At 59.3% G+C, this 25,055-nt stretch carries 25 protein-coding genes and 6 tRNA genes; 7 read left to right on the top strand and 24 right to left on the bottom strand.

Going from position 1 to position 25,055, the window contains the following annotated elements; translation table 11 throughout:
- The 10 genes from CNQ84_RS07315 to CNQ84_RS07360 form a co-directional block, all read right to left on the bottom strand.
- Complete coding sequence (locus CNQ84_RS07315; RefSeq protein ID WP_096004241.1) at positions 1–1,101, bottom strand: flagellar basal body P-ring protein FlgI; 1,101 nt, start codon at positions 1,099–1,101, stop codon at positions 1–3.
- Positions 1,102–1,114: 13 nt separating this feature from the next.
- A complete protein-coding gene (gene flgH, locus CNQ84_RS07320) occupies positions 1,115–1,792 on the bottom strand; it encodes a flagellar basal body L-ring protein FlgH (protein ID WP_096004242.1) in 678 nt (225 codons plus the stop codon).
- A 15-nt stretch (positions 1,793–1,807) separates the two neighbouring features.
- The gene (gene flgG, locus CNQ84_RS07325) at positions 1,808–2,593 is read right to left on the bottom strand and encodes a flagellar basal-body rod protein FlgG (RefSeq protein ID WP_083726595.1); all 786 of its coding nucleotides are present in this window, start codon (positions 2,591–2,593) and stop codon (positions 1,808–1,810) included.
- A 42-nt stretch (positions 2,594–2,635) separates the two neighbouring features.
- Complete coding sequence (gene flgF / locus CNQ84_RS07330) at positions 2,636–3,373, bottom strand: flagellar basal-body rod protein FlgF (protein ID WP_083726593.1); 738 nt, start codon at positions 3,371–3,373, stop codon at positions 2,636–2,638.
- A 195-nt stretch (positions 3,374–3,568) separates the two neighbouring features.
- Positions 3,569–4,966 (bottom strand): flagellar hook protein FlgE, encoded by a 1,398-nt coding sequence (locus tag CNQ84_RS07335; RefSeq protein WP_096004243.1) that lies wholly within the window; start codon positions 4,964–4,966, stop codon positions 3,569–3,571.
- A 37-nt stretch (positions 4,967–5,003) separates the two neighbouring features.
- Positions 5,004–5,684 (bottom strand): flagellar hook assembly protein FlgD, encoded by a 681-nt coding sequence (gene flgD, locus CNQ84_RS07340; RefSeq protein WP_096004244.1) that lies wholly within the window; start codon positions 5,682–5,684, stop codon positions 5,004–5,006.
- Between the two features lie 17 nt (positions 5,685–5,701).
- Positions 5,702–6,142 carry a flagellar basal body rod protein FlgC gene (flgC, locus tag CNQ84_RS07345; protein ID WP_096004245.1) on the bottom strand — a complete coding sequence of 147 codons (441 nt, stop codon included), beginning with the start codon at positions 6,140–6,142 and terminating at the stop codon, positions 5,702–5,704.
- Positions 6,143–6,144: 2 nt separating this feature from the next.
- Positions 6,145–6,552 (bottom strand): flagellar basal body rod protein FlgB, encoded by a 408-nt coding sequence (flgB, locus tag CNQ84_RS07350; protein WP_083726585.1) that lies wholly within the window; start codon positions 6,550–6,552, stop codon positions 6,145–6,147.
- A gap of 233 nt (positions 6,553–6,785) precedes the next feature.
- The gene (locus CNQ84_RS07355; RefSeq protein WP_096004246.1) at positions 6,786–7,613 is read right to left on the bottom strand and encodes a CheR family methyltransferase; all 828 of its coding nucleotides are present in this window, start codon (positions 7,611–7,613) and stop codon (positions 6,786–6,788) included.
- 33 nt (positions 7,614–7,646) lie between these two features.
- Positions 7,647–8,594: a chemotaxis protein CheV gene (locus tag CNQ84_RS07360; RefSeq protein ID WP_096004331.1), complete on the bottom strand. Its 948-nt coding sequence runs from the start codon at positions 8,592–8,594 to the stop codon at positions 7,647–7,649.
- Positions 8,595–8,702: 108 nt separating this feature from the next.
- Here CNQ84_RS07360 and flgA point away from each other — a divergent pair, with 108 nt between their 5' ends.
- The 4 genes from flgA (at position 8,703) to CNQ84_RS07380 (ending at position 11,225) form a co-directional block, all read left to right on the top strand.
- The gene (gene flgA / locus CNQ84_RS07365; protein ID WP_096004247.1) at positions 8,703–9,413 is read left to right on the top strand and encodes a flagellar basal body P-ring formation chaperone FlgA; all 711 of its coding nucleotides are present in this window, start codon (positions 8,703–8,705) and stop codon (positions 9,411–9,413) included.
- Between the two features lie 130 nt (positions 9,414–9,543).
- Positions 9,544–9,870 (top strand): flagellar biosynthesis anti-sigma factor FlgM, encoded by a 327-nt coding sequence (gene flgM / locus CNQ84_RS07370; protein ID WP_096004248.1) that lies wholly within the window; start codon positions 9,544–9,546, stop codon positions 9,868–9,870.
- 78 nt (positions 9,871–9,948) lie between these two features.
- On the top strand, positions 9,949–10,407 hold the full coding sequence (locus CNQ84_RS07375; protein ID WP_096004249.1) for a flagella synthesis protein FlgN: 459 nt from the start codon (positions 9,949–9,951) through the stop codon (positions 10,405–10,407).
- 68 nt (positions 10,408–10,475) lie between these two features.
- Positions 10,476–11,225 carry a flagellar brake protein gene (locus CNQ84_RS07380; protein WP_096004250.1) on the top strand — a complete coding sequence of 250 codons (750 nt, stop codon included), beginning with the start codon at positions 10,476–10,478 and terminating at the stop codon, positions 11,223–11,225.
- Between the two features lie 43 nt (positions 11,226–11,268).
- On the opposite strand, the gene CNQ84_RS07385 is transcribed toward CNQ84_RS07380, so the two are convergent.
- Positions 11,269–12,588, bottom strand: coding sequence for an MFS transporter (locus CNQ84_RS07385; RefSeq protein WP_096004251.1), 1,320 nt, complete (start codon positions 12,586–12,588; stop codon positions 11,269–11,271).
- Positions 12,589–12,879: 291 nt separating this feature from the next.
- On the opposite strand from CNQ84_RS07385, the gene CNQ84_RS07390 reads away from it, so the two are divergent.
- Together CNQ84_RS07390 and CNQ84_RS07395 are read left to right on the top strand one after the other, a co-directional pair.
- Positions 12,880–13,269, top strand: coding sequence for an antitoxin Xre-like helix-turn-helix domain-containing protein (locus CNQ84_RS07390; RefSeq protein ID WP_096004252.1), 390 nt, complete (start codon positions 12,880–12,882; stop codon positions 13,267–13,269).
- Positions 13,263–13,949, top strand: coding sequence for an RES family NAD+ phosphorylase (locus CNQ84_RS07395; RefSeq protein ID WP_096004253.1), 687 nt, complete (start codon positions 13,263–13,265; stop codon positions 13,947–13,949). The genes CNQ84_RS07390 and CNQ84_RS07395 overlap by 7 nt, the downstream gene beginning before the upstream one ends.
- A gap of 89 nt (positions 13,950–14,038) precedes the next feature.
- On the opposite strand, the gene CNQ84_RS07400 is transcribed toward CNQ84_RS07395, so the two are convergent.
- Positions 14,039–14,115 (bottom strand) — tRNA-Arg (locus CNQ84_RS07400).
- 312 nt (positions 14,116–14,427) lie between these two features.
- Here CNQ84_RS07400 and CNQ84_RS07405 point away from each other — a divergent pair.
- Positions 14,428–14,751, top strand: a complete 324-nt coding sequence (locus CNQ84_RS07405; protein ID WP_096004254.1) for an Arc family DNA-binding protein — start codon at positions 14,428–14,430, stop codon at positions 14,749–14,751.
- 101 nt (positions 14,752–14,852) lie between these two features.
- Here CNQ84_RS07405 and CNQ84_RS07410 read toward each other — a convergent pair whose 3' ends face one another.
- The 12 genes from CNQ84_RS07410 to alaS all read right to left on the bottom strand — a co-directional run bounded on the left by CNQ84_RS07410 (position 14,853) and on the right by alaS (position 24,993).
- Positions 14,853–15,989, bottom strand: coding sequence for a sodium ion-translocating decarboxylase subunit beta (locus CNQ84_RS07410; RefSeq protein ID WP_083724812.1), 1,137 nt, complete (start codon positions 15,987–15,989; stop codon positions 14,853–14,855).
- Between the two features lie 11 nt (positions 15,990–16,000).
- Positions 16,001–17,779: a sodium-extruding oxaloacetate decarboxylase subunit alpha gene (oadA, locus tag CNQ84_RS07415; RefSeq protein WP_096004255.1), complete on the bottom strand. Its 1,779-nt coding sequence runs from the start codon at positions 17,777–17,779 to the stop codon at positions 16,001–16,003.
- Positions 17,780–17,829: 50 nt separating this feature from the next.
- On the bottom strand, positions 17,830–18,087 hold the full coding sequence (locus CNQ84_RS07420; RefSeq protein ID WP_096004256.1) for an OadG family protein: 258 nt from the start codon (positions 18,085–18,087) through the stop codon (positions 17,830–17,832).
- A gap of 185 nt (positions 18,088–18,272) precedes the next feature.
- The gene (mgtE, locus tag CNQ84_RS07425; RefSeq protein WP_096004257.1) at positions 18,273–19,712 is read right to left on the bottom strand and encodes a magnesium transporter; all 1,440 of its coding nucleotides are present in this window, start codon (positions 19,710–19,712) and stop codon (positions 18,273–18,275) included.
- A gap of 166 nt (positions 19,713–19,878) precedes the next feature.
- Positions 19,879–19,955: transfer RNA gene (locus tag CNQ84_RS07430), tRNA-Arg, on the bottom strand.
- Positions 19,956–20,052: 97 nt separating this feature from the next.
- Positions 20,053–20,129 (bottom strand) — tRNA-Arg (locus CNQ84_RS07435).
- Positions 20,130–20,226: 97 nt separating this feature from the next.
- Positions 20,227–20,303, bottom strand: a tRNA-Arg gene (locus CNQ84_RS07440).
- 97 nt (positions 20,304–20,400) lie between these two features.
- Positions 20,401–20,477: transfer RNA gene (locus CNQ84_RS07445), tRNA-Arg, on the bottom strand.
- Between the two features lie 97 nt (positions 20,478–20,574).
- Positions 20,575–20,665 (bottom strand) — tRNA-Ser (locus tag CNQ84_RS07450).
- A 59-nt stretch (positions 20,666–20,724) separates the two neighbouring features.
- On the bottom strand, positions 20,725–20,910 hold the full coding sequence (gene csrA / locus CNQ84_RS07455; protein ID WP_083724804.1) for a carbon storage regulator CsrA: 186 nt from the start codon (positions 20,908–20,910) through the stop codon (positions 20,725–20,727).
- 154 nt (positions 20,911–21,064) lie between these two features.
- Positions 21,065–22,300: an aspartate kinase gene (locus CNQ84_RS07460; protein ID WP_096004258.1), complete on the bottom strand. Its 1,236-nt coding sequence runs from the start codon at positions 22,298–22,300 to the stop codon at positions 21,065–21,067.
- Positions 22,301–22,371: 71 nt separating this feature from the next.
- The gene (gene alaS / locus CNQ84_RS07465) at positions 22,372–24,993 is read right to left on the bottom strand and encodes an alanine--tRNA ligase (protein WP_096004259.1); all 2,622 of its coding nucleotides are present in this window, start codon (positions 24,991–24,993) and stop codon (positions 22,372–22,374) included.
- Between the last annotated feature and the right edge of the window lie 62 nt (positions 24,994–25,055).

A 25,055-nucleotide genomic window follows, 5' to 3' on the forward strand; every position in this document is an offset into this window, starting at 1 on the left:
TCAGATGATGACCAGATCGGCATTCAGGGCGCCGGCCTGCTTAAGGGCTTCAAGAATGGCCATCAGGTCGCCCGGCGCAGCGCCGACCTGGTTGACCGCACGGACGATTTCATCCAGCGAAACACCCGGATTGAATACGAACATGCGGCTGTCGCCTTCCTCGATATTGATCTGTGAACTCGGTGAAATGACCGTCTGCCCACCAGACAATACTCCGCCAGGCTGACTGACCTGCGGGTTTTCACTGATGGTCACGGTCAGGCCGCCGTGGGTCACGGCTGCCGGCTGCACGCGCACATCCTGGCCGATGACGATGGTGCCGGTGCGCGAATTGATGATCACCTTGGCAGCAGCGTTGCCCTGCTCCACCGTCAGGTTTTCCACCATCGCCAGATAGTCGACACGCTGATTGGGGTCGATCGGCGCACGCACGCGCACCGAGCCGCCATCCAGCGCCTGGGCAACGCCCGGACCGAAGGTTTCGTTGATCCGATCGACCACCCGTTTGGCAGTGGTGAAGTCAGGGCGGTTGAGATTGAAAATCAGGTGATCACCAGAGGCGAACGGGCTGGATACCGCACGCTCCACTGTCGCGCCGTTGGGAATACGCCCGGCGCTCGGAATGTTCACCGTAATGCGCGAGCCATCCGCGCCTTCGGCACCAAAGCCACCCACTACCAGGTTGCCCTGGGCGATGGCGTAGACCTGCCCGTCGATCCCCTTGAGCGGGGTCATCAGCAGCGAGCCACCGCGCAGACTCTTGGAGTTACCAATTGACGACACGGTGACATCGATGGTCTGGCCAGGCCGGGAAAACGGCGGCAGGTCAGCGTGGATAGCCACCGCGGCGACGTTTTTCATCTGAATGCGGGTCCCTTCCGGCACGGTGATGCCAAACTGGGTCAGCATGTTCTCGAAGGTCTGCACGGTAAACGGGGTCTGGCTGGTCTGGTCGCCCGAGCCGTCCAGCCCCACCACCAGGCCGTAACCGATCAACTGGTTGCTGCGCACGCCGGCAATGCTGGCGATGTCCTTCAGACGATCAGCCAGCGCCAGCGGACTGGCAAGGCAAAGACAGAGGCAGATAATCAGGCTGCGCATGGCAGTACTCCTGTCAGAACGGCCACATGGGGCTGAGGAAGAACTGACTCAGCCAGCCGGGCTGGTTGGCATCGGCAAAAGCGCCCTTGCCGGAATAGGTGATGCGTGCATCGGCCACACGGGTCGACAGCACAGTGTTGTCCGGCCCGATATCGTCAGTGCGCACCAGACCACTGATGCGAATCAGCTCGTCACCCTGGTTAAGGGTGATCCACTTCTCGCCGCGAATCGCCAGAATGCCGTTGGGCAGCACCTCGGCCACAGTGACCGTGATGGAACCCGACAGGCTGTTGCTCTGATTGGCATCGGAGCTGCCTTCAAAGGCACGCTGACCCGACATGCTGACGCCCAGGTCCAGCCCCTTGAAACCGACGGCATTGCCGAGAATGGTGGGGTTGGCGATGGTGGTCGAGCTGTCCTTGTCGATCTCGTTTTCCGCCTTCTTCTGCGCCGCTGTGCGTTCGGTCAGGGTGATGGTAATGATGTCACCGACCCGGTGTGCCTTGCGGTCGTTGTAGAGGCTCATTTCAAAGCCGGGCTGATAGATCGCGCCGTTGTTCAGTTCCTGTGGCAACGGCGTGCGCGGCAACACCGGCGCATACGCCGGGTCGTCACGCATCGGCGGCGCCTGCATGCAGCCAATCAGGCTGAGCGGCACCAGCAGCATCAACACCTTAGACAAACGGATCATGATTCCAAGCTCCCGTCAGAGGTTCTGACTGATGTACTGCAGCATCTGATCTGCGGTGGAAATGACCTTGGAGTTCATCTCGTAGGCGCGCTGGGTGGTGATCATGTTGACCAGCTCCTCCACGACGCTGACGTTGGAATTCTCCAGGGTGTTCTGCAACACCGTACCCAGGCCGTTCTGACCGGGGTTGCCGGCCTGCGGCGCACCGCTGGATGCGGTCTCAAGGAACAGGTTGTTGCCAATCGACTGTAGGCCCGCCGGGTTGATGAAGTCGGCAGTCTGAATGTTGCCGATCTGCTGCGCGGCCGGATTGCCGAAGGTAGTAATGCTGACCGTGCCGTCTTCCCCCACGGTGAAGGTCTGCACGTCGTCGGGCAGCACAATGCCGGGCTCCAGCGGAAAGCCGTTGGAGGTCACGATCTGACCATCGGCATCCAGATGGAAGCTGCCGTCACGGGTGTAACCGATACCGCCGTCGGGCATCAGAATCTGAAAGAAGCCGCGCCCGTTGACCGCCATGTCGAGCGGCTGCTCGGTAGTCTGCAACGTGCCCTCGGTAAAGATCTTCTGGGTGCCGACCACGCGTACCCCGGTACCCAGCTGAAGGCCTGAAGGCAGCTGGGTATCCTGAGTGCTCTGACCACCGGGCTGACGCTTGATCTGATACAGCAGATCTTCAAACTCGGCACGATCACGCTTGAAGCCGGTCGTCGAGACGTTGGCCAGGTTGTTGGAAATGGTCGTCAACATGGTGTCCTGGGCGGACAGACCTGTCTTGCTGACCCAAAGAGCTGAAAGCATCACCTTTCTCCTCGCGCGCCGAGTAATTGACGCGCAGTAGCATTAACTCATCTGCAGAATGCGGTCGGTAACCTGCGCGTTCTCGTCGGCGGTTCGCATCATCTTGATATGCAGTTCGAACTGGCGGGCCAGCGACAGCATGGCGGTCATCTCTTCCACCGCATTGACGTTGCTGCCCTCCAGAAAACCGGTTGCCACCTGCACCGCGCCATCGGCCAGCTCCTCGCCCGCCTGAGTGTGCATCAGGCCATCCTCGCCCTTCTCCAGTGCCGCTGCTGGCGGGTTGACCAGCTTGATGCGATCAACCTCGGCCATCACCGCCGGGCCTTCACCCAGCGCACGGATACTGATGGTGCCGTCCGAGCCGATCTCAATCTTCTCGGCCGGCGGAATCGCAATCGGCCCGCCGTTGCCCAGCACGGGCAAACCGCCGCTGGTACGCAAGATGCCGAAAGCGTCAATATTCAGGCTACCCGCCCGCGTGTAGGCTTCAGAGCCGTCCGGTGCCTGCACCGCGATCCAGCCTTCGCCCTGCACGGCCACGTCGAGTTCACGTCCGGTCTCGATCATGGTGCCGGAGGACAGGTCCGTGCCGGGGCGCTCTGTCATTGCGTAGGCGCGGGTGGCGTAGCCGTCACCAAAGACCGGCATGGAGCGCGCCTGCTCAAAGTCACGGCGAAAACCGGTGGTAGTCAGGTTGGCCAGGTTGTTGGCGTGCGAGCGCTGCGCCAACGCGTTCTGACTGGCCCCCGTCATGGAGATGTACAAGGATTTGTCCATGCCCTGCTCCGCTTCGTTTGCGCGACAAGGATTTGCCGCTTTTGCTTGCTTAGGGAGTATCAAGCAGAGATCATGCCAACCCTTGAAAATAGTATTTTGTTGTTTATTTTCAGCAGGTTATAAAAAACAAAAGCGGCAATACCGGCAAATCCTTTTGCCGGTATTGCCGCCCTGTTGGCGTTATCGCCTGCGCGCTTAGCGCAGGTTGATGATCGCCTGGGTCACCGCATCTTCGGTCTGAATGGTCTTGGCGTTGGCCTGGTAGTTACGCTGCGCCACGATCAGGTTGATCAGCTGTTCGGAAATATCCACGTTGGACTCTTCCAGCGCACCGGACTGAATGCCGCCCAGGGTACCTGTGGTCGGCGCGCCGATCACCGGCTCCCCCGACGCCGAGGACTGAGCCCAAGCGGTATTACCCAGCGGCGTCAGCCCCTGCTGGTTGGCAAAGGTTGCCAATACCACCTGACCCTGAACCCGGGTCTGGCCATTGGTGTAACGGGCCACCAGCAGACCAGCATCGTCAATTTCCAGACCAGCCAGCTCACCGGTAGTGAAACCGTCCTGGCTTACCGCAGTCACCGCAAAACTGGAGGCATATTGCGACGAACCAGTCAGGTTGATGGTCAGGTTGTTGACCGGGGAATCAGCCCCCGTGGGTTGACCTTCGCTATCCAGCGGCACCCAGCCGGTCAGGGTAAAGGGCTGGTTGGTAGTCAGCTCACCAACGCTGTTGAAGTCGACGTCATAGCGCGTGGTGGTGGTTGGGTCAAAGGCAGGATCAGAGGCCTCGACACCACTTTGCACATCCCGACCATCGATCAGCACATACATGTCCCAGCTATTGGCGTCGTTCTTGACGAAGTACTTGGTCATGACATGGGAATTACCCAGGCTGTCGTAAATAGTGACCGAAGTAGAGCTGTTGTAGGTGGCCGAGTTGGTCGGATCAAAGGTGGTTGCCGCCGCTGCCTGACCAGCTGCCTCGGCAGTGGCAATCTCGGCCGCCGTCGGGTTGGCCGGATCCGCCGCCGTGGCGATGGACGCCGCATACGCCGCGTCATACTGCTGGGTCCAGACGGTCGGACGAGTTTGAGTGGAGTTCAGGTTCAGCGTCGACACGACACCGGTGGTGGCATTCGGATCAGCCGAGCGGGTGTCGACGCGCAGGTCGGTCTGCACCCCCTGATTGATCTGACCGGTCACCGCGTTAACCGCAAACCCCTGCAGACGCTCACCGGCATTGTTGACGATGTTGCCGTCGCTATCAGTACCAAAATAGCCGGCACGGGTGTAGCTGATCGCGCCGTTGTTACTGGTCACAAAGAAGCCGTTACCGTTGATAGCCAGGTCCAGGCTGTTCTCGGTAAAGCTGATGTTACCCTGATTGAACAGTTGCGCCGCGTTCGCCAGCGCCACACCGCTGCCGGTGGCATTGCTGCCGGAACCGAGCACCGACGCGGCGTACACATCAGCAAACTCGGCGCGCGAGCTTTTGAAGCCGACGGTGCCGGCGTTGGCAATGTTGTTACCAGTGATATTCAGATCGGATGCTGCCGCCCGGATACCACTCAAGCCGATATTGAAAGCCATGGTTTTATCTCCTCACCTACAGTATGTCGGACGACACTTATTTGATTGCGTAGACGTTGGACAGGCTGATGCTGCCAAGGCCCGCCACGTTCAACAGCATTTCACCACTACCACCAGCACCCAGCGAGACACTGTCGACATTGGCTGGCAACAGGGTGGCCATCTGGGTGTTCTTGCCATCAATCGACGCCATGGCCTCGACGGTGTAGATACCGGGCTCGGCCAGGTTGCCGCTGGCGTCGGTACCATCCCAGGTAAAGTCATGCATGCCCGCTTCCTGGCTACCCAAGTTGATGGTTTTCACCAGACTGCCCGCATCGTCATAAATGTTGACGAACACATTGGTGCTGTTCTTCTGCAGCGCCAGCTGACCTTCCAGCCCCGCCTCGGTATCCACCACCGCCTGATCGGCCGGCACAATCACCGTGCGACCAACCAGGGACGATGCCTGCAACGCCTGCGATGACTGGTAGCCGCTGAGCAGCGACTCCATCGAGGTGTTCAGATTGCCAATGCCCTCCACCGTGCTGAACTGGGCCAGCTGAGCGATAAACTCGCCGTTTTCCTGCGGCGAAAGCGGATCCTGATTATTCATCTGCGCCACCAGCAGCTCCAGAAACTGATCCTTGCCCAACTCATCCCCGGTCGCGAACCGGTCGGAGTCGATCTGATACTGGTCCAGCGCGCTGGCACCGGTTGCAACATTGCTAATGCTCATGGTCTATTTTTCTCCGCTCACTGACCCAGCGTCAGAACGCGCTGCAGCATGGTTTTGGCGGTATTCATGACTTCCACGTTGGTCTGATAGGACCGCGACGCCGACATCATGTTGGCCATCTCCTCGACTACATTCACATTCGGGTAATACACATAGCCGTCTTCATTGGCCATCGGATGGTCCGGTTCGTAACGCGGCTCCAGCGTGGCATCGGACTCGACAATGCCGAGCACCGACACGCCGTCGCCTGCCTGCTGATCCGGGCTGAACAGCGAGCCACCGGTGGCCTGCTGACTGCTGAAAATGGTGGCGAACACCGGGTTGCGCGCGCGGTAGGTCTCATCAACGCTACTGGAGACGGTCTCGGCGTTGGCGATGTTGCTGGCCACCGTGTTCAGGCGCAGCGACTGCGCGCTCATGCCTGACCCGGCGATATCAAATACCTTGTCGAGGGACATGCTTACTCTCCCTTGATGGCTGTCATCAGCCCTTTGAACTTGCTGTTGAGGAAGGTGAAGCTGGCCTGGAAGTCGATGGCGTTCTGGGTGTAGGCGGCCTTCTCGACCTCCGAGTCCACCGTATTGCCATCCACTGCCGGCTGCAGTGCGTTGCGGTAACGCAGCCCTGCGACCTGGTCGATCAAGCCATCGATGGCAATGTGCTGGGCATCGGTACGCGCCATCGGCAGCGAGCCGCTTTCACCTTCGCCCTGCTGCGCTGCCAGCGCGGCGGCAAAGTCGAGGTCTCGCGCCTTGTAATTCGGGGTTTCGGCGTTGGCAATGTTGTTGGCCAGCACTTCTGCCCGCTGACCGCGAAAACGCAGCGCCTGCTCGTGTATGCCCAACGCATTGTCAAAGTTGATACTCATCGCACCCATCCTCATTTCGGCCAACTGACCAAAAGCTGTCACTGGGCATGACAAAGCAATCACCGTGCCAAATATAAAATCATCTATTTTTCAAAGAGATAGAAAACAGCGCGCCAGAAAAGCGGCAAAGGCTTACCGGCAAACGGCAATAGCACCGGCAGGCCGGCAACAGGAGCGGCAAGCGGCAAGGAGGGAAAACAAGGAAGGGGAAGCGGATAACCACAAGGCGCGAATCAACGCGCCTTATAGACGATCCCCGGGCTGCACTGCACCATCTGGTACAGCTCGGGCAGGCCGTTCAGAGCCTCGGAGGCGCCGAGCATCAAGTAGCCGCCTGGTTTGAGTGTGGCGTGAATGCGGCGCAGGATGTCCTTCTTCACGTCTGCCGAAAAGTAGATCAGCACATTGCGGCAAAACACAAAGTCGAACTTGCCGAGCATGGAGTAGCTATCCAGCAGATTCATCGCGCGAAACTCAACCCGGTTGCGAATCGGCGTCTTGACGGTCCAGCGGCCAGGGCCGTTTTGGTCAAAATAGCGATTCAGTCGTTCGGGCGACAGCCCCCGGGCTACCGACAGGCTATCGTACTCGGCACTCTTGGCTGCATTCAATATGCCGCCAGACAGGTCGGTTGCGACAATCTGCGCGCCGCCGCGCAGCTGCCCCAGATTAGCCCGTTCAAACTCGTCAATGGCCATGCTGAGCGAGTACGGCTCCTGCCCGGAGGAACAGGCCGCCGACCAAATGCGCAGGCGCTGCCCTGGCGATTGCTTGATGAACTCGGGAATGAGCCGCGTCTTGAGCACTTCAAAAGGATACACATCGCGAAACCACAGGGTTTCGTTGGTGGTCATTGCATCGATCACCGATTCACGCAACCCGCCCCGCGGCTGCGCCTGAATACGCTTGACCAGTTCGCCGAGGTTGGCAATGCCTTCCTGTTCCAGCAGGCGGTTCAAGCGGCTGGAGACCAGATACTGCTTGTTGTCGCCCAGCACAATGCCACAGGCCTTTTCCAGAAAGTCCCGAAACAGCTGAAAATCCTGATTCGCCAAAGTCACGAAGTCTGCCTTGTAGTTGTTGAGTTCAAGCTGTCAGCCTTCACCAGCACCGCCTTCACGCAGCAGGTGCAGACGAGCGATGACACGCTGGGCCAGGTCATCCGGTTTGAATTTGGCAAGAAAATCGTCCGCCCCCACCTTTTTCACCATCGCCTGGTTGAACACCCCGGACAACGAGGTGTGCAGCATGATGTGCAGACGATTGAGGCGCGGATCGTTACGCACCTCGGCGGTCAGCGTGTAGCCGTCCATCTCGGGCATTTCGATGTCGGAGATCATCATCAGCAAGCTCTGACTCACGTCTTCCCCTTCATCGGCCCGGGCCTTGAGCCAGTCCAGCGCCTGCCGACCATCGTTGAGCGCCACAATTTCGACACCCACCTCCTGCAGGCAGCGCGTCACCTGCTTGCGCGCAATGGAGGAGTCGTCAACGATCAGCACCCGCCGGGCCACAGCCTCAGCCTGGGTATCAGCGTCCACCACACCGGCAGAGACATTTTCGTTGGTCGGCACCACCTCGGCCAGCACCTTCTCCACATCGATGATCTCAACCATCTGATTGTCGACCCGGGTGACGGCGGTCAGATAGTGCTCGCGGCCGGTGCCCTTTGGCGGCGGATGGATTTCAGACCAGTTCATGTTGACGATGCGCTCGACCGAACGCACCAGAAAACCCTGCACCTTGTAGTTATACTCGGTGATGATCACAAAGGCGGTATCCAGATTATCCAGCCCCGGGCCACCGGTCGCACGATTGAGGTCAAGGATCGGCAAGGTGCCTCCGCGGATGTGAGCGACCCCCCGCACCACCGGGTGCAGTTTGGGCATGGCCGTCAGACGCGGGCACTGCAATACTTCCTTGACCTTGAAAACGTTGATGCCATACAGCTGATTGCCCGCCAGGCGAAACAGCAGCAGTTCGAGTCGGTTCTGCCCAACCAGCTGCGTCCGCTGATTGACTGAATCCATCACACCAGCCATGGGCTGCTCCTCATCGTCAACACGGTGATGCGGCATGTTTCCTGCAGGACCTGCCTGCAAGCGACAGCAATCCGACACGCACCACACATCAGGAATGTAGGTAATTGTATGCGTTTTATCACTGGGTGCGCGGCATTGGCGATCTTTTTTTCCGCCAGCCTCCACGCAAACCCGCTCATCGATCAGCTTATCGGCGCCACCCGCGACTTTCTTGAACAGCAAGTACAAGAACATGTCGCCAGTAGCGGCCTGCAAGCGCGTCATGAGATACAGCTTAGTCGCTTGGATCACCGTTTGCGTCTGCCGCTGTGTAATGACGACGCGCTCAGCGCAAGCCTTGAAAGCCCGGCCACACCGGTCGGTCGCGTCACCGTGCGCGTGAGCTGCACTGCGCCCTCCCCCTGGCGGCTGTTTGTGCCGGCCCAGGTCAGCCTGTTTCAACCGGTGGTAGTCAGTACCCGCCCACTGTCACGCGGCTCCGTGGTTGGCGCCGACGATGTACACCTGGCCGAACGTGACACCGGCCTGCTGGGCAGCAATTACCTGCTTGACCCGGCCCAGGCCATTGGCATGCAACTCAAGCGCAATGTCTCGGCCGACAGCGTGTTGAGCTATACCCAGCTTGAGAACAACCGCATTGTGCGGCGTGGCGACAAGGTAGTGATCAGCGCCGGCAACAGCAGCGTGTCGGTAAAAATGCCGGGAGAAGCGTTGGAGGACGGTACCCAGGGAGAGCAGATTCGCGTGCGCAATAGCCGTTCGAACCGGGTCATCCGCGCGCGCGTCACGGGGCCCGGCCAAGTTGAGGCCGGCATGTGATGCACCGACAAAACGGGTATACTCGGGCCCTTCAGGGCTGTGATCGTCGTCACACAAATTTTCCCTAAAGTTTTCCTTTGCGCTGCCGTTACAACGGTTAGAGAAGATTTAACAGCTTGAGGAATTTATCATGGTCATCGACTTCAACTCGCCCAACGGAGCCAATGGTGTCGGCCGTAACAGCCAAGCCAGCAGTGCCACCGCCAAGCGCGAAGCCGGCGCCGTAACCGATCGCACTACCGATACTGCAGCGCAACAGGCAGAAAAGAACGACGCTCCTTCCTCGGTCAACCTGAGCGCCCAGGCGCAGCAACTGCAGGCGATCGAAGAGAAGCTCCGCGACCTGCCTGAGGTCGACAGCGAGCGCGTCAGCCAACTGCGCCAAGCCATTGCCGATGGCAGCTACAAACCGGACAGCAGCCGCATTGCCGACAAGCTGCTGAACCTGGAAGGCTGACAGCCAGTAGTCACCACGCCCTCCGTGCCTGTATTCTTGGCTGCAGCATCTAATTAACGCGCAGCCAGGAGGCAGGTCATGCACCCCTTGCACCCGCACTTTCAGCAAGCCGAACAAGACTGCCAGGCCTATCTGGCGCTGCTTGACCAGGAGCGTGACGCCCTGACCGGTCAGGATATCGGCAACCTGGAACAGATTCTTGACGCCAAACGCCCCTACGCCGAGCAATTGGTCCGTCATGACCAGCAGATTAAATCCTACTGCCAGCAGCACCAGCTGCAGCTGGGCGACCTGGCTGACCACATCACCGCTCAGCACGACGCCGCCCTCTCCGCGGCCTATCAGGCGTTCCTCCAGGCGCTGACCGCGTGCCAGCAGGCCAACGACCGCAACGCCCGCCTGGTCCGCCACAGTCAGCACGCAACCCGTTCACTGCTGGACCTGCTGCGCAACCAGGGCGAACCCAGTGCTGGCGTATATGACCAGCTGGGCAACGCCAGCCGCAGCGGCCAGACGCGCGACCTCACCAAAGCCTGATCACACATGCCAAGGTGCCAGCACGCTGTGTATAGTTATCAAAATATTGCAAAAACTGAGTAGCAGACGTGTCCAACCTATTCTCACAAGAAGCTGGCCCACAGCCGCCCCGCGAAATCCGAGCCCAGGTCGAAATCATGGCGTTGCTCAAGACGCTAATGCAAAGCCGCGACCCGCTGACCATCACCTTTACCGACCGCAGCCAGAAGTTTCAGAGCTTTATCGTCAAGCTTGATACCGATCAGGCCGAGCTGTGGATCGATGAAATGATCCCCCGAGAGGGCGACAGATACGCCAGCCAGGGCGAATCCTTCCGCATCGACGCCTGGCATGAGGGTATTCACATGCGCTGGCATTGCCCCGGCGCCACCCAGGTGCAACTGGAAGATGCGCCGGCGTACGCCACCGGCGTACCAGACGAGATGCACTACCATCAGAAACGCGGTGCCTTTCGGGCGAGCGTCCGGCGCACAGCCGATATCGCCATCGAGCTGACACATCCAGAGCGCCAGCGGCGTTTTACCGCTTACCTGATGGACCTGTCGGCTACCGGCTGCAAGGTGCGCCTGGAGGGGGATCTGAGCCGCTCCCTGACAGCTGGCGAGCTCTATACACCCGCCACCCTCAACCTGCCCGATGCCGGGCGAGTGGAAGTAGCCGCCGAAGTGCGCCATGTGCATTTTCGAGAGGAAGCCAACGAGACCCACGTCGGCCTGATGTTCAAGCAACCCAGCGCGCTGGCGCAGCGCAGCATTGATCGCTTCGTCAACTACCTGCAGCGCGAGGCCCGTCGTCTGGAGAAGGAAGACCTGTTCTAGGGTCTCTAAACGCTCAGACCCACCCCGCGTCAACAGAGGATCATCACCCTGGCAGGTGATCGTCCTCTGCCACTTCCTCAGGCGCAGCAGGCGCCGCCGCGTCCTCATCCGTCATCTGATCGGTTACCGCCTGCTCATTAACGCGAGGGTCGATAGCTGCCGCCAGTGGTGAGCTAGCCAGGTTACCGGCTGCCGGCATGAACTGCAGCGGCGCTGCCTCGACCAGATTCTCACCGGTAACCGCATCAGCTCGCACACGGAATACCAGAATGGCACTGCAGGCGGCCATAAAGATGTAAAGCATGCTTGGCCCCCACAGCTTCATCATTGCCGAGCTCAGCAGCGGGCCGATACTGGCACCCAAGCCAAAGGTGACCAGCAGCATCGCCGACAGCGGCACCCGGTCATCGGGCTCAACGTGGTCGTTAGCCAGCGCCACCGCCATCGGATACAGGGTAAAGACCATCAACCCGAATAGCGCAGTCAGGAAAATCAGCGCCCCGCCCGGTATGAAGCCGATGGCCATCAGCACCGAGACCGCCGTCAACACCATCGCATTGAGCTGGATCAGCTGGCTACGATCAACCCGATCAGACAACCAGCCGGCCGGCCACTGGGCCGCAAGACCCGCGCAAATGGTGACCGCCATGTACATACCAATCTCGGAGTTGTTCAGCCCGACCGCACCAGCAAACACCGGTGCCATGCCGTAAAAGGCGCCCAGCATCAGCCCCGCCACCGCAATGGTTGTCAGCGCCTGAGGAATACGCTGTACAAAGAGTTTTACCTTGAGCGGCGCTGGATGCAGCGGCGCCGGGTGAATCTGACGGGTGGTTGCCACCGGCACCAGACAAAGGGAAAAACACATCGCCACATACAGCAGGTGATCGATCGCCAGATCCGGCTGAAGCGCAAACACCACCTGCCCCAATACCAAGCCCAAAAAGGTCACCACCATATAGCTGGCGAAGACCATACCGCGCTGATGCGACTCGGCCTGCTCGTTCAACCAGCTTTCCAGCACCATGTACTGACACATCATCGCCATGCCCACCAGCACCCGCAACGCCAGCCATACCTGCACCGACTCCGTCAGCGCATGCCCCATTACCGACGCGGTGACCACCCCTGCGCTGGCGACAAAAGCCCGGATATGCCCCACCCGGGCGATCAGCCGGTGCCCGATCGATGCCCCTGCCACCAGGCCTGCGTAATAACCGGTCATCAACAGACCGATCCACAGCTCACTGACGCCTTCGGCCGCCAGTCTCAGCCCCAGATAGGTACCCAACAGACCACTGCCCAGCAGCATCAGCAAGGTAGCGAAATACAATGAGGAAAAGGCCGTAAGCGCGCGAGACATCCAAACTCCGTAGCGATTGCAGTACATGAAAGCGATTAAACACCGACCTGCCAACCCGGCACTCCGACCGAGCACGATACAGGCAAGATCAGCGCCTACCAAGAGTAGCCGAATCTACATGAAACAGCGCCTGTAGACACGGATTCGGCAGCTCTGCATTTGTGGACAGACAATAGTAGCGCGCGTTCCGCAGTGAACCGTGCGCCAAACAAGCTCTCAAGACACAAAATTTGATATTACGTCTCAGCAGGCGCAATATGGAGCAACACCAGCACCTCAACGGGCATCGCCATGACCACAGCACCCGCCGGCGCAAAGAAAGACATGGCCCTGGTTGGTCTGCGCACCGCGCTGAACATCCTGGGCAAATGGAAAACCAGCACCGAGCAGGCCGGCAATATTCTGCGGGTATCACGCAGCACCATCAGCCGCGCCCGCACAGACAAGACCGTATCGCTGGATGAAGACCAGCTCAAGCGCGTGTCGCTGGTACTCAACATCCACAGCGCCCTGCGCATGCTGTTTGATAACCCGGCCAACGTCTACGGCTTCATGCAAATGAAAAATCACAACGAATTTTTCAATGGCAGAAGCCCACTGGAAGTAGTGCAAAACGGCGACATGATTGCTCTGTACGAAACCTTTCGCCGCATCGACAGCCTGCGCGGGGCCCAATGGTAAGCACGGCAGGCGCAGCGCCAACCATCACCGGCTACCGCCTGATCAACAGCAAATACCCGCCGACCTCGCTGTTCGATGATGTGGCCGACGCCGACGACTTCCATGCGTTATTCCTGCTGCAGGAGCTGACCAATCCCCGCCTGCAAAATGAACTGGGCAACCTGCAGCTGATCAACACCGCCGACATCCCCTTTGGCATCAACGGCTGCAACATGGCCACCGCCCCCTTCACCCACGTTAACCCCGCAGGCTCGCGCTTCAGCAACGGCAGCTACGGCGTACTCTATGTTGCCGACACCATCGAAACGGCCGTACTTGAGGTCAAGCACCACCAGCTGCTGTACTGGAGCCAGGTGCCGGCGCTGGCCTACGAACGCATGCTATTTCGCGGCCTGCGCTGCACCTTCGCGGACACCGACCTGCTTGATCTGACCGACCGCCCCATGAGCGACCCCGTTTACGCACCAGCGGACTACAGCGCGAGCCAGGCGTTCGGCGCCAGGGCACGCAAGGACGGCACCAACGGCGTGAAGTACTGGTCAGTACGCAACCAGGCCCAGCACGCCCTCTGTTGGGGCCTGTTCACACCAAAAATCGTACACAGCTGCGTCCAGACCGCCGCCTATGAAATGGTCTGGTCAGACGGCATTACCAGTGTGGGGAAGTTGTCGGTGTTCTGAGGGGAGGCAGACAGTTCAGCCAACACTGCCATCAAGCGCCAAAAACACAAAAGGCTTGCCGATTAAAACCGTGCAAACCTTTGTTTTACTGGCGCGCGAGCCCGGATTCGAACCGGGGACCTACCGCTTAGGAGGCGGTTGCTCTATCCAGCTGAGCTACAAGCGCGTGTCCCTGTGTTGAGCCGCCCTGATGGCGCTCGGACGCTGCGCATCTTAACCAAAGCAGGGGGCGATTTCCACCAAGCGGGGAAGTACGCTCAGCACTGGCAAAGTGCCATTCGTCGTAAACCCGTCACATTTTGGGGACATTTTTTTGTCGCACTCTGGCGCTTGGAGAAAAAACCGGGTCTACTAGTGGCACCTTGAAGGCAAAACCTGTCTAACCTCAAGACAAGGTTCCGCCGGCCGGCGGCTTACCCAGCCGTTTGAGGCACTAGGCCAGTATCGATTTTTTCAGCGAAGCGATTATTATTGCCCCATGAAAACAGCGACCCAGCACTACACCAGCCGCACAGCCGACAAGTTTGTTGTTCGTCTGCCACAAGGCATGCGTGATCGCATTGCCGACGTAGCCAAACAGCATCACCGCAGCATGAACTCGGAGATCATTGCCCGGCTCGAACACAGCCTGCTTGATCTGCCGACACTGCCCGACACCGGTCACCCTTCGCGCAAGATGCTCGACGAGCAGGACGCAGAGGGCCTGAGCAGTCCGGAGCGCGAGCTGTTGCTGCGCTTTCGCGAAATGAGCCGCCGCCAACAGAACGCATTGCTTGCGCTGCTGGCCAACGAGCAGCAGTAAAACACCGCCCTCCCCCGGATACACCCTGCCAAGTCATTGGCGCCACCATCAGGGCATAAAAAAACCCGCTCAATTGAGCGGGTTTTTTGTTGCCTGCAATATCAGCCGACAAAGTTCAGCAGAATACCTGCCGCTACCGCCGAGCCAATCACACCGGCCAGGTTGGGCCCCATCGCATGCATCAACAGGAAGTTGTGCGGATTGGTCTCCAGACCGACACGGTTGGATACTCGAGCGGCCATGGGCACTGCCGATACACCCGCAGAACCAATCAGCGGGTTGATCGGGTTCTTGCTGACCAGGTTGAGCAGCTTCGCCATCAGTACACCCGCGGCGGTACCGGCGCAGAACGCCAGCATACCCAGCACCAGGATACCCAGAGTCTTAAGCTGCAGGAACGAATCAGCAGACAGCTTGGAGCCAACCGCCAGACCCAGACCAATAGTCACAATGTTGATCAGCGCATTGCGGGTGGTATCCGCCAGACGCTCAACCACACCACACTCACGCATCAGGTTGCCGAAACACAGCATACCCACCAGCGGAGCGGCATCAGGCAGCAGCAGGGCAACCAGCATCAGCAGCAACAGCGGGAAGATGATCTTTTCCGACTTGCTGACCACGCGCAGCTGAGTCATGACAATGCCACGCTCTTTCTGGTTGGTCAGTGCCCGCATGATCGGCGGCTGCAGCAGCGGCACCAGTGCCATATAGGAATAGGCGGCTACGGCAATCGGGCCGAGCAGATCCGGCGCCAGCTTGGAGGTCACGAAGATGGAGGTTGGACCATCCGCACCACCGATAATGGCGATGGATGCTGCCTCCTTCATAGTGAACTCAAAGCCCGGAATACCGGCCGAGGTCAGCGCCAGAGCGCCGAGCAGCGTACCGAAGATACCGAACTGCGCAGCGGCGCCCAGCAGCAGGGTACGGGGGTTGGCCAGCATCGGACCGAAGTCGGTCATGGCGCCCACACCCATGAAAATCAGCAGCGGGAAGACACTGGTCGGCAGACCCACTTCATAGATCAGGTGCAGAATGCCCGAGCCTTGCGCCATGTTGGCAACCGGCAGGTTGGCCAGGATGCCGCCAAAACCGATCGGGATCAGCAGCAGCGGCTCAAAGCCCTTGCGAATAGCCAGGTAGATGAGACCAAAACACACCAGGATCATCACCGCCTGGCCAGGGGCCATGTGGTAGATACCCGTGGTATGCCATAGCTGGAGAAGCTTATCCATTAGTCTCTCCCTTAGCCGATGGTCAGCAGAGTGTCGCCAACGGCAACGGCGTCGCCAACCTTGACGTCAACGGAAGCAACGGTACCGGCGCGCTGGGTGCGGACTTCGGTTTCCATCTTCATGGCTTCAAGGATCATGACAACATCACCCTCTTCCACAGCGTCGCCGACGCTGACCAGTACCTTGAAGATATTGCCCGACAGCGGCGCAACCTGCGGCTCGCCGTCACCAGCAGGTGCGGCAGCAGCCTGAGCCGGCGCAGCGCTTTCACCAATCGGCTTGATGCCGGAGATGTCGCCACCCTCGGCCACCTGAACCACGTACTCCTTGCCGTTGACGGCAACGGTGTAGGCTTGCGGCGCAGCGGCGCTGCTGCCGGCCGGCAGTTCGTTGCCGGTCGGCACCGGCTCGAAGGCGTCCGGGTTGCCACGGTTTTCCAGGAACTTGAGGCCAATCTGCGGGAACAGCGCATAGGTCAGAACGTCGTCGATCTCGTTCTCGGCCAGCTTGATGCCCTTTTCGCTGGCCAGGCCCTTGAGCTCGGCAGTCAGCTTGTCCATCTCTGCTTCCAGCAGGTCAGCCGGACGGCAGGTGATGGCTTGAGCGCCGTCCAGAACGCGCGCCTGTAGCTCGGCATTAAAGGCCGCCGGCGCTGCGCCGTACTCGCCCTTCAGAACGCCTGCGGTTTCCTTGGTGATCGACTTGTAGCGCTCGCCAGTCAGCACGTTGATAACCGCCTGGGTGCCAACGATTTGCGAGGTAGGGGTCACCAGCGGGATAAAACCCAGGTCTTCACGCACGCGCGGGATTTCCGCCAGCACTTCGTCAAACTTGTCGCTGGCGCCCTGCTCCTTGAGCTGGTTTTCCATATTGGTCAGCATACCGCCCGGTACCTGAGCGACCAGAATGCGGGAATCAACGCCACGCAGGTTGCCTTCAAACTTGGCGTATTTCTTCCGCACTTCACGGAAGTAGGCAGCCACTTCTTCCAGCAGCTCCAGATTCAGGCCGGTGTCACGCGGGGAGTTCTGGAAGATGGCAACGACCGACTCGGTCGGCGAGTGACCGTAGGTCATCGACATGGAAGAGATGGCGGAATCGACATTGTCGATACCGGCTTCAGCGGCCTTGAGGATGGCGGCAGTGGACAGACCAGCGGTCGCATGGCACTGCATGTGAACCGGAATGCTCAGCGTGGACTTCAGCTGGCTGACCAGGTCGAACGCAACGTAGGGGTTCAGAATGCCCGCCATATCCTTGATGGCAATGGAGTCGGCACCCATGTCTTCAATCTGCTTGGCCAGATCGACCCACATCTGCAGGGTGTGCACCGGGCTGGTGGTGTAGGAAATAGTGCCCTGGGCATGCTTGCCCTGCGCCTTGACGGCTTTCAGCGCGGTTTCCAGGTTGCGCGGATCGTTCATCGCGTCAAATACGCGGAATACATCCACACCGTTGACGGCAGCGCGCTCAACGAACTTTTCAACCACGTCGTCGGCGTAATGGCGGTAACCCAGCAGGTTCTGGCCGCGCAGCAGCATCTGCTGACGGGTGTTGGGCATGGCCTTTTTCAGAGCGCGAATACGCTCCCACGGATCTTCCCCAAGGTAACGGATACAGGCATCAAAGGTCGCGCCGCCCCAGGATTCAACAGACCAGAAGCCAACCTGATCCAGCTTGCCGGCGATCGGCAGCATGTCGTCCAGACGCATGCGCGTGGCCAGGATGGATTGGTGCGCATCACGCAGGATGACATCGGTAATGCCCAGAGGCTGTTTGTTGTCGGTCATAGTGTCATGGCCTTTATTTGATTTTTAATAGTGAAAACCGCAAAACGAAATCAGGAACGCTGGCGCGCACGGTGCTGCTTGATAGCAGCGCCAATGGCGGCAACGACATCAGGGTCCACACTGGCTGGCGCAGCGCTGGGCTTTTTGCGCACGGGCTTGGGCGCCGGCGCGGCCTCGGGGAAATAACGTGACAGGATGGCGGACATCAGGCTGGTACAGCAGACCAGCAGAATAAGGAAGGAGAACACTGCCCCCATCCCGAGGAGCATCAGCTCGACGCCCTCAAGAACCAGATTGGTTGATTCCATTTTCTCTCCCTGCAGCTCTGGGCATGGCTGGGTCCATGCTGCTCTTTTAATAGTTGAACTTCAGTGGGTGTACGACCAAAGCCCGATTGCGGACGGGCCTCCCACGCGAAAAAACGGCCTAATGTATCCTGATGTGACATTTTAGGCAATCAAGGCGACACCTGATGACAGGTCGCAGAGAGTGCTCAGAGCAAGAACAATGTCGCCAGACCGAGGAAGATAAAGAACCCGCCACTGTCGGTAATCGCGGTGATCAGTACGCTTGAGCCCAGAGCCGGGTCACCACCAAGACGTAGCCTGATCAAAGGTATGAATACCCCCATACAGGCCGCCAGCAGCATATTCAGCGTCATCGCAGCCAACAGCACGGTGGCCAGTGCAACACTGCCATATAGCAGGTAGGCGATACCGGCCAGTACACACCCCCAGAACAAGCCATTGATCAGCGCCACACCGACTTCCTTACGCAACAGCCGCTTGCCGTGGGCAACCTGCACCTGTCCGGTTGCGATACCGCGCACAATCATGGTGATGGTCTGGTTGCCGGAGTTGCCGCCGATTCCCGCAACGATAGGCATCAGAGCGGCCAACGCGACCAGTTGCTCAATGGCCGTTTCAAACAGGCCGATGACCCGGGAGGCAATCAGCGCGGTACACAGATTCACCGCCAGCCAGGCCCAGCGGTTGCGCACAGATTTCCAGACCGAGGCAAAGATATCCTCTTCCTCACGCAGACCGGCGGCATTAAGCACCTCGGCTTCGCTCTCCTCACGGATATAGTCAACCATCTCATCAATGGTCAGACGACCGCACAGGCGCCCCAGGTTGTCGACCACCGGCGCTGACACTAGGTCGTAACGTTCAAAGGCCTGCGCAGCCTCACCCGCATCATCGGCCGGATCAAACACCACCGGATCATCTGCCATGACGTCGGCGACGAGCGCATCCGGCGAGCTGACCAGCAGTTTCTTGATGGACAAGACACCCTTGAGCAGACCCTCGGTGTCCACCACAAAGAGCTTGTCCGTGTGATCAGGCAAGGCGTCAAAGCGGCGCAGATAGCGGCTGACCACTTCCAGGCTGACATCGTCACGAATCGTCAGCATATCGAAGTCCATCAGCGCCCCGACCTGATCCTCGTCGTAAGACAAGGCCGACTTCAGACGGTCGCGTTGTTGCGCATCCAGGCTATCCATCAGCTCGCGCACGATATCGCGCGGCAGGTCGGGCGCCAGATCGGCCAGTTCGTCCGCATCCAGGCTGTTGGCCGCCGCGATGATCTCGTGGCTATCCATGTCGGCGATCAGCGTTTCCCGCACCGCATCCGACACTTCCAGCAGAATCTCGCCGTCACGCTCGGTCTTGACCAGTTGCCAGACCGCCAGACGTTCCTCCAGCGGCAACGACTCCAGCACGTAGGCTACGTCCGCCGGGTGCAACTCATCGAGCTTGCGCTGCAGCTCCACCAGGTTCTGCTGATGCACCAGATGCTCGACCAACTCCTGGTGCTGGCCGTCCTGTTTGTGCACCAGGTTCTCGACCAGACGGTGGCGCCCCAACAGCTCCTGCACCTGATCAAGGCGATCCTGCAGGCTTTCCGGTGATTTTCTGTTGATTTCCGACATGGCAAGGCTTCCCGACCGCCCGGATGCGGGCATTTACCAATCGACGCCGCCCAGGACAGGCGGGCCACAGCGCGCTGGTATTCAGCCTATCAGGCTTTGCCCGGCAACTCAGCTGCACTTTTATGAAGACGAAAAAAAACCCACTGAATTCAGCGGGTTCTTTATATGGCGCACTCGGGAGGATTCGAACCTCCGACCGCTCGGTTCGTAGCCGAGTACTCTATCCAGCTGAGCTACGAGTGCGTGTGGAGGCGCATTATACGCATTTTTTTCGCCTTGTCATCAGTAACATCAAACTAAAGACGAAAAAAAACCCACTGAAATCAGTGGGTTCTTTATATGGCGCACTCGGGAGGATTCGAACCTCCGACCGCTCGGTTCGTAGCCGAGTACTCTATCCAGCTGAGCTACGAGTGCGTGTGGAGGCGCATTATACGCATTTTTTTCGCCTTGTCATCAGTAACATCAAACTAAAGACGAAAAAAAACCCACTGAAATCAGTGGGTTCTTTATATGGCGCACTCGGGAGGATTCGAACCTCCGACCGCTCGGTTCGTAGCCGAGTACTCTATCCAGCTGAGCTACGAGTGCGTGTGGAGGCGCATTATACGCATTTTTTTCGCCTTGTCATCAGTAACATCAAACTAAAGACGAAAAAAAACCCACTGAAATCAGTGGGTTCTTTATATGGCGCACTCGGGAGGATTCGAACCTCCGACCGCTCGGTTCGTAGCCGAGTACTCTATCCAGCTGAGCTACGAGTGCGTGTGGGGGCTAATTATAGGCTCTTTTACCGCGCCGTCAAATGTTTTTTCTTTTAAATTCAAGAACTAACACCTGACAAAACCTACAACTCTAAAAATGGCGGAGAGGGCGGGATTCGAACCCGCGATACCCTTTTGAGGTATACTCCCTTAGCAGGGGAGCGCCTTCGGCCTCTCGGCCACCTCTCCGAACACGCGGGGAATATTACCCGCGTGATTTTATTATTGCAACGAAAAACTCAATAAAATTAGTTATTTGGTTCTTCGTCTTTCTCTTTCTGGATGCGCTGGTAAATTTCTTCGCGGTGAACAGCGACTTCTTTCGGCGCATTCACGCCAATGCGCACCTGGTTGCCTTTGACACCCAGGACAGTCACGGTAACTTCATCACCTACCATCAGGGTTTCACCAACCCGTCGAGTGAGTATCAGCATTCCATTTCTCCTTGCTAATGATCAGGACACAGCTCTGCAAAAAACCGGCTAGTAGCCTGACGCGACCTAGATCAACGCAGGCGGACACGGCAGCCAGAAACCGCGCCCTTGTAACTGACCAGCCAAGGCTGGTCAGCCGGGACCGACAACGCCGTTAAGCGTCCTCGGCAGCCGGAGCATCCAGCCCGAAGGCGGTATGCAGCGCACGCACTGCCAGCTCCAGATACTTCTCGTCGATGACCACCGACACCTTGATTTCAGAGGTGGAGATCATCTGAATATTGATACCTTCATCCGCCAGCGCCTCGAACATGCTGCTGGCCACGCCCGCATGCGAGCGCATGCCTACCCCTACGATAGACACCTTGGCGATTTTGTCATCAGCCGCCACTTCACGTGCGCCGATATCGCTGGCTACCTGCTTGAGAATAGACTCCGCCTTGCGAAATTCGTTGCGATGCACAGTAAAAGTGAAGTCGGTCGTGTTATCCATCGACACGTTCTGCACGATCATGTCGACTTCGATGTTCGCAGCACTGACCGGCCCCAGAATCTTGAAGGCCACACCGGGGGTATCCGGCACGCCGCGGATGGTCAGTTTGGCTTCATCACGATTGAACGCGATACCAGAGATGACGGGTTGTTCCATTGATACGTTGTCCTCAAGGGTAATAAGGGTGCCCGGGCCTTCTTTAAAGCTGTGCAGCACGCGCAGCGGCACGGCGTATTTACCAGCAAACTCCACCGAGCGAATCTGCAGCACCTTGGAGCCCAGACTGGCCATCTCCAGCATCTCTTCAAAGGTGATGCGATCAAGTCGACGAGCGCGCTCGACCACGCGCGGATCCGTGGTATAGACACCATCAACGTCAGTATAGATCTGACATTCGTCGGCCTTCAGCGCGGCTGCCAGCGCCACGCCCGTGGTGTCAGAGCCGCCACGACCAAGGGTGGTAATGGCGCCGTTCTCGTCAGCGCCCTGGAAGCCCGCCACGATCACCACACGACCGGCAGCCAGCTCGCGGTGCATACGCTCGTCGTCAATCTGCTGGATACGCGCCTTGCCGTGGGCACTGTCGGTCAGAATGCGCACCTGCGGCCCTGTCATGGAGACGGCTTCAACACCAATCGCCTTGAGCGCCATGGCCAGCAGGCCGATGGTGACCTGCTCGCCAGTGGAGACAATCACATCCATCTCGCGCGGATCGGGGTCGGCCTGAATCTGCTTGGCCAGATCAATCAGGCGGTTGGTTTCCCCGCTCATGGCAGAAACCACCACGACCAGGTCATCGCCCCGCTCCCTGAAGCCCTTGATTTTCTCGGCGACTTGCTGGATTCGCTCCACGCTGCCAACCGAGGTACCACCAAACTTCTGGACAATAAGCGCCATTTTGCTACGTCAATCCTCACCCAGCGGTCGGCCTTCCGACCCGTCTAAAAGCACTCTTGCGAGCGCCTCCCCTACTGCTGCGCGACCCACTCGGTCGCTGCGCTCAACGCCTGATCCAGCGCCGCGACGTCAGTGCCTCCGCCTTGCGCCATATCCGGACGTCCGCCACCTTTGCCGCCAACGGCCTGGGCGGTGGTGCGAATCCAGTCGCCCGCCTTGAGCGGCCCGGCCAGGTCCTTGGTGACCCCGGCCACCAGCACGACCTTGCCTTCGTGTTCGCCACCCAGCAGGATAGCGGCTGAACCCAATTTGTTCTTCAACTGATCGACCAGCGCCATCAGGCCCTTGCCGTCCTGGCCGTCAACCCGCTGTACCAGCACCGTGCGACCACCCAGCTGCTGTGCAGCCGCTGCCAGGTCAGACCCGGCAGCACTCGCGGCCTTGGCCTTGAGCTGCTCGACTTCCTTCTCCAGCTGACGGCTGCGCTCGACCAGCGCGGTCAGTTTATCCAGCACCGTATCGCGGCTGCCTTTGACTACCTGCGCTGCGTCACGCAGGCGCTCTTCAGTCTCGGCCACCCAGGCGAGCGCACCGGCGCCGGTGACCGCTTCGATACGACGCACACCGGAAGCGATACCGCTCTCGGCGGTAATTTTGAACAGGCCGATGTCACCGGTACGCGATACATGGGTACCGCCGCACAGCTCAACGGAGAAGCCGTTGCCCATGGTCAGTACGCGCACTTCATCGCCGTACTTCTCACCAAACAGCGCCATGGCGCCCTTGCTCTTGGCGGTCTCGATGTCGGTCAGTTCAACGCCGACAGCCGAGTTTTGACGCACCTGCTCGTTGACCATGTCTTCCAGCAGGCGCAGCTGTTCAGGCTTGATGGCCTCGTAGTGACTGAAGTCAAAGCGTAGACGTTGACTGTCGACCAGTGAACCTTTCTGCTGCACGTGATCCCCCAGCACCTGGCGCAGGGCGGCGTGCAGCAAGTGGGTGGCCGAGTGGTTCAGCGCGGTGGCCTGACGTACGCTGGCGTCGACCTGAGCCGCTACCTGCTCGCCAACCCGCAGGCTGCCCTGCTGAACAACAACGTGGTGCAGGTGCGCATTGCCTGCCTTGGTGGTGTCGGACACTTCAGCCTGCACGCCATCAGCACGCAGAAAACCGGTATCGCCTACCTGACCACCGGACTCGGCATAGAACGGCGTCTGATCCAGCACAGCGACGCCCTTCTCGCCCTCGTTCAGCGCCTCGACCTGCTCGCCATCACGGAACAGCGCAACAACACTGCCCTGCCCTTCAGTGCCATCGTAGCCCTGGAAACGGGTCTCGATATCAACCTTTACCAGCGCGTTGTAATCCAGGCCAAACTGGCTGGCGGACCGGGCGCGCTCGCGCTGCGCTTCCATCGCCGCTTCAAAGCCGGCTTCATCGATGGTCAGCTCACGCTCACGGGCGATGTCACCGGTCAGATCCACCGGAAAGCCGTAGGTGTCATAGAGTTTGAAAACAACATCGCCGGGAATCTCGCTGCCCTTCAGCTCGGCCAGGTCCTGCTCCAGAATGCGCAGGCCCTGATCCAGCGTCTTGGCAAACTGCTCTTCCTCGGTCTTCAGCACGCGCTCGATATGCGCCTGCTGGGTTTTCAGCTCGGGGAACGCATCACCCATCTCGGCCGCCAGCGCCGCGACGATCTTGTGGAAAAACACACCCTTGGCGCCCAGCTTGTTGCCGTGGCGGCAGGCGCGGCGAATGATGCGGCGCAGCACGTAGCCCCGGCCTTCATTGGACGGCAGCACACCGTCAGCAATCAGGAAGCTGCAGGAACGGATATGGTCGGCAACAACCTTCAGTGAGGCAGCGTTGTCCTGAACACAGCCAATGGCTTCAGCGGCAGCGGCCAGCAGGTTCTGGAACAGGTCGATCTCGTAGTTGGCATGCACGTGCTGCATGACCGCGCTGATGCGCTCCAGCCCCATGCCGGTATCCACACTCGGCGCCGGCAGCGGGTGCATCTCGCCGTCAGCCGTGCGATTGAACTGCATGAAGACGTTGTTCCAGATTTCGATATAGCGATCACCGTCCTCTTCGGGCGAGCCCGGCGGGCCACCCCAGATATCGGCGCCGTGATCAAAGAAAATCTCGGTACAGGGACCGCACGGGCCGGTATCGCCCATGGCCCAGAAGTTGTCCGACGCGTAGGGCGCGCCCTTGTTGTCGCCAATACGCACCATACGCTCAGCGGGCACACCCACTTCCTTGGTCCAGATGTCGTAGGCCTCGTCATCACTGGCGTAGACAGTGACCCAGAGTTTCTCCTGCGGCAGGTTCAGCCACTTGTCCGAGGTCAAGAACTCCCACGCGTAGTGAATGGCATCGCGCTTGAAATAGTCGCCGAAACTGAAGTTACCCAGCATCTCGAAAAAGGTGTGATGACGCGCGGTGTATCCAACGTTCTCCAGGTCATTGTGCTTGCCGCCGGCACGCACGCACTTCTGGCTGCTGGTGGCGCGGGTATAGGCGCGTTTCTCCAGGCCCAGGAAGCAGTCCTTGAACTGGTTCATGCCGGCGTTGGTGAACAGCAGTGTCGGGTCGTTGGCCGGAATCAGCGAGCTGGAGGCAACGCGGGTGTGCCCCTTTTCTTCAAAGAAACGGAGGAAGGATTCACGGATGTCTGCGCTTTTCATAATTCCCTTACCAGAGACGGGTCGGCCAGCTGAACGTCGGGAGCATATCGCGCTCTGCGCCG

Origin of the sequence: Pseudomonas abyssi, assembly GCF_002307495.1 — a bacterium.
In the GTDB taxonomy this organism is placed as follows: Bacteria; Pseudomonadota; Gammaproteobacteria; order Pseudomonadales; family Pseudomonadaceae; genus Halopseudomonas; species Halopseudomonas abyssi.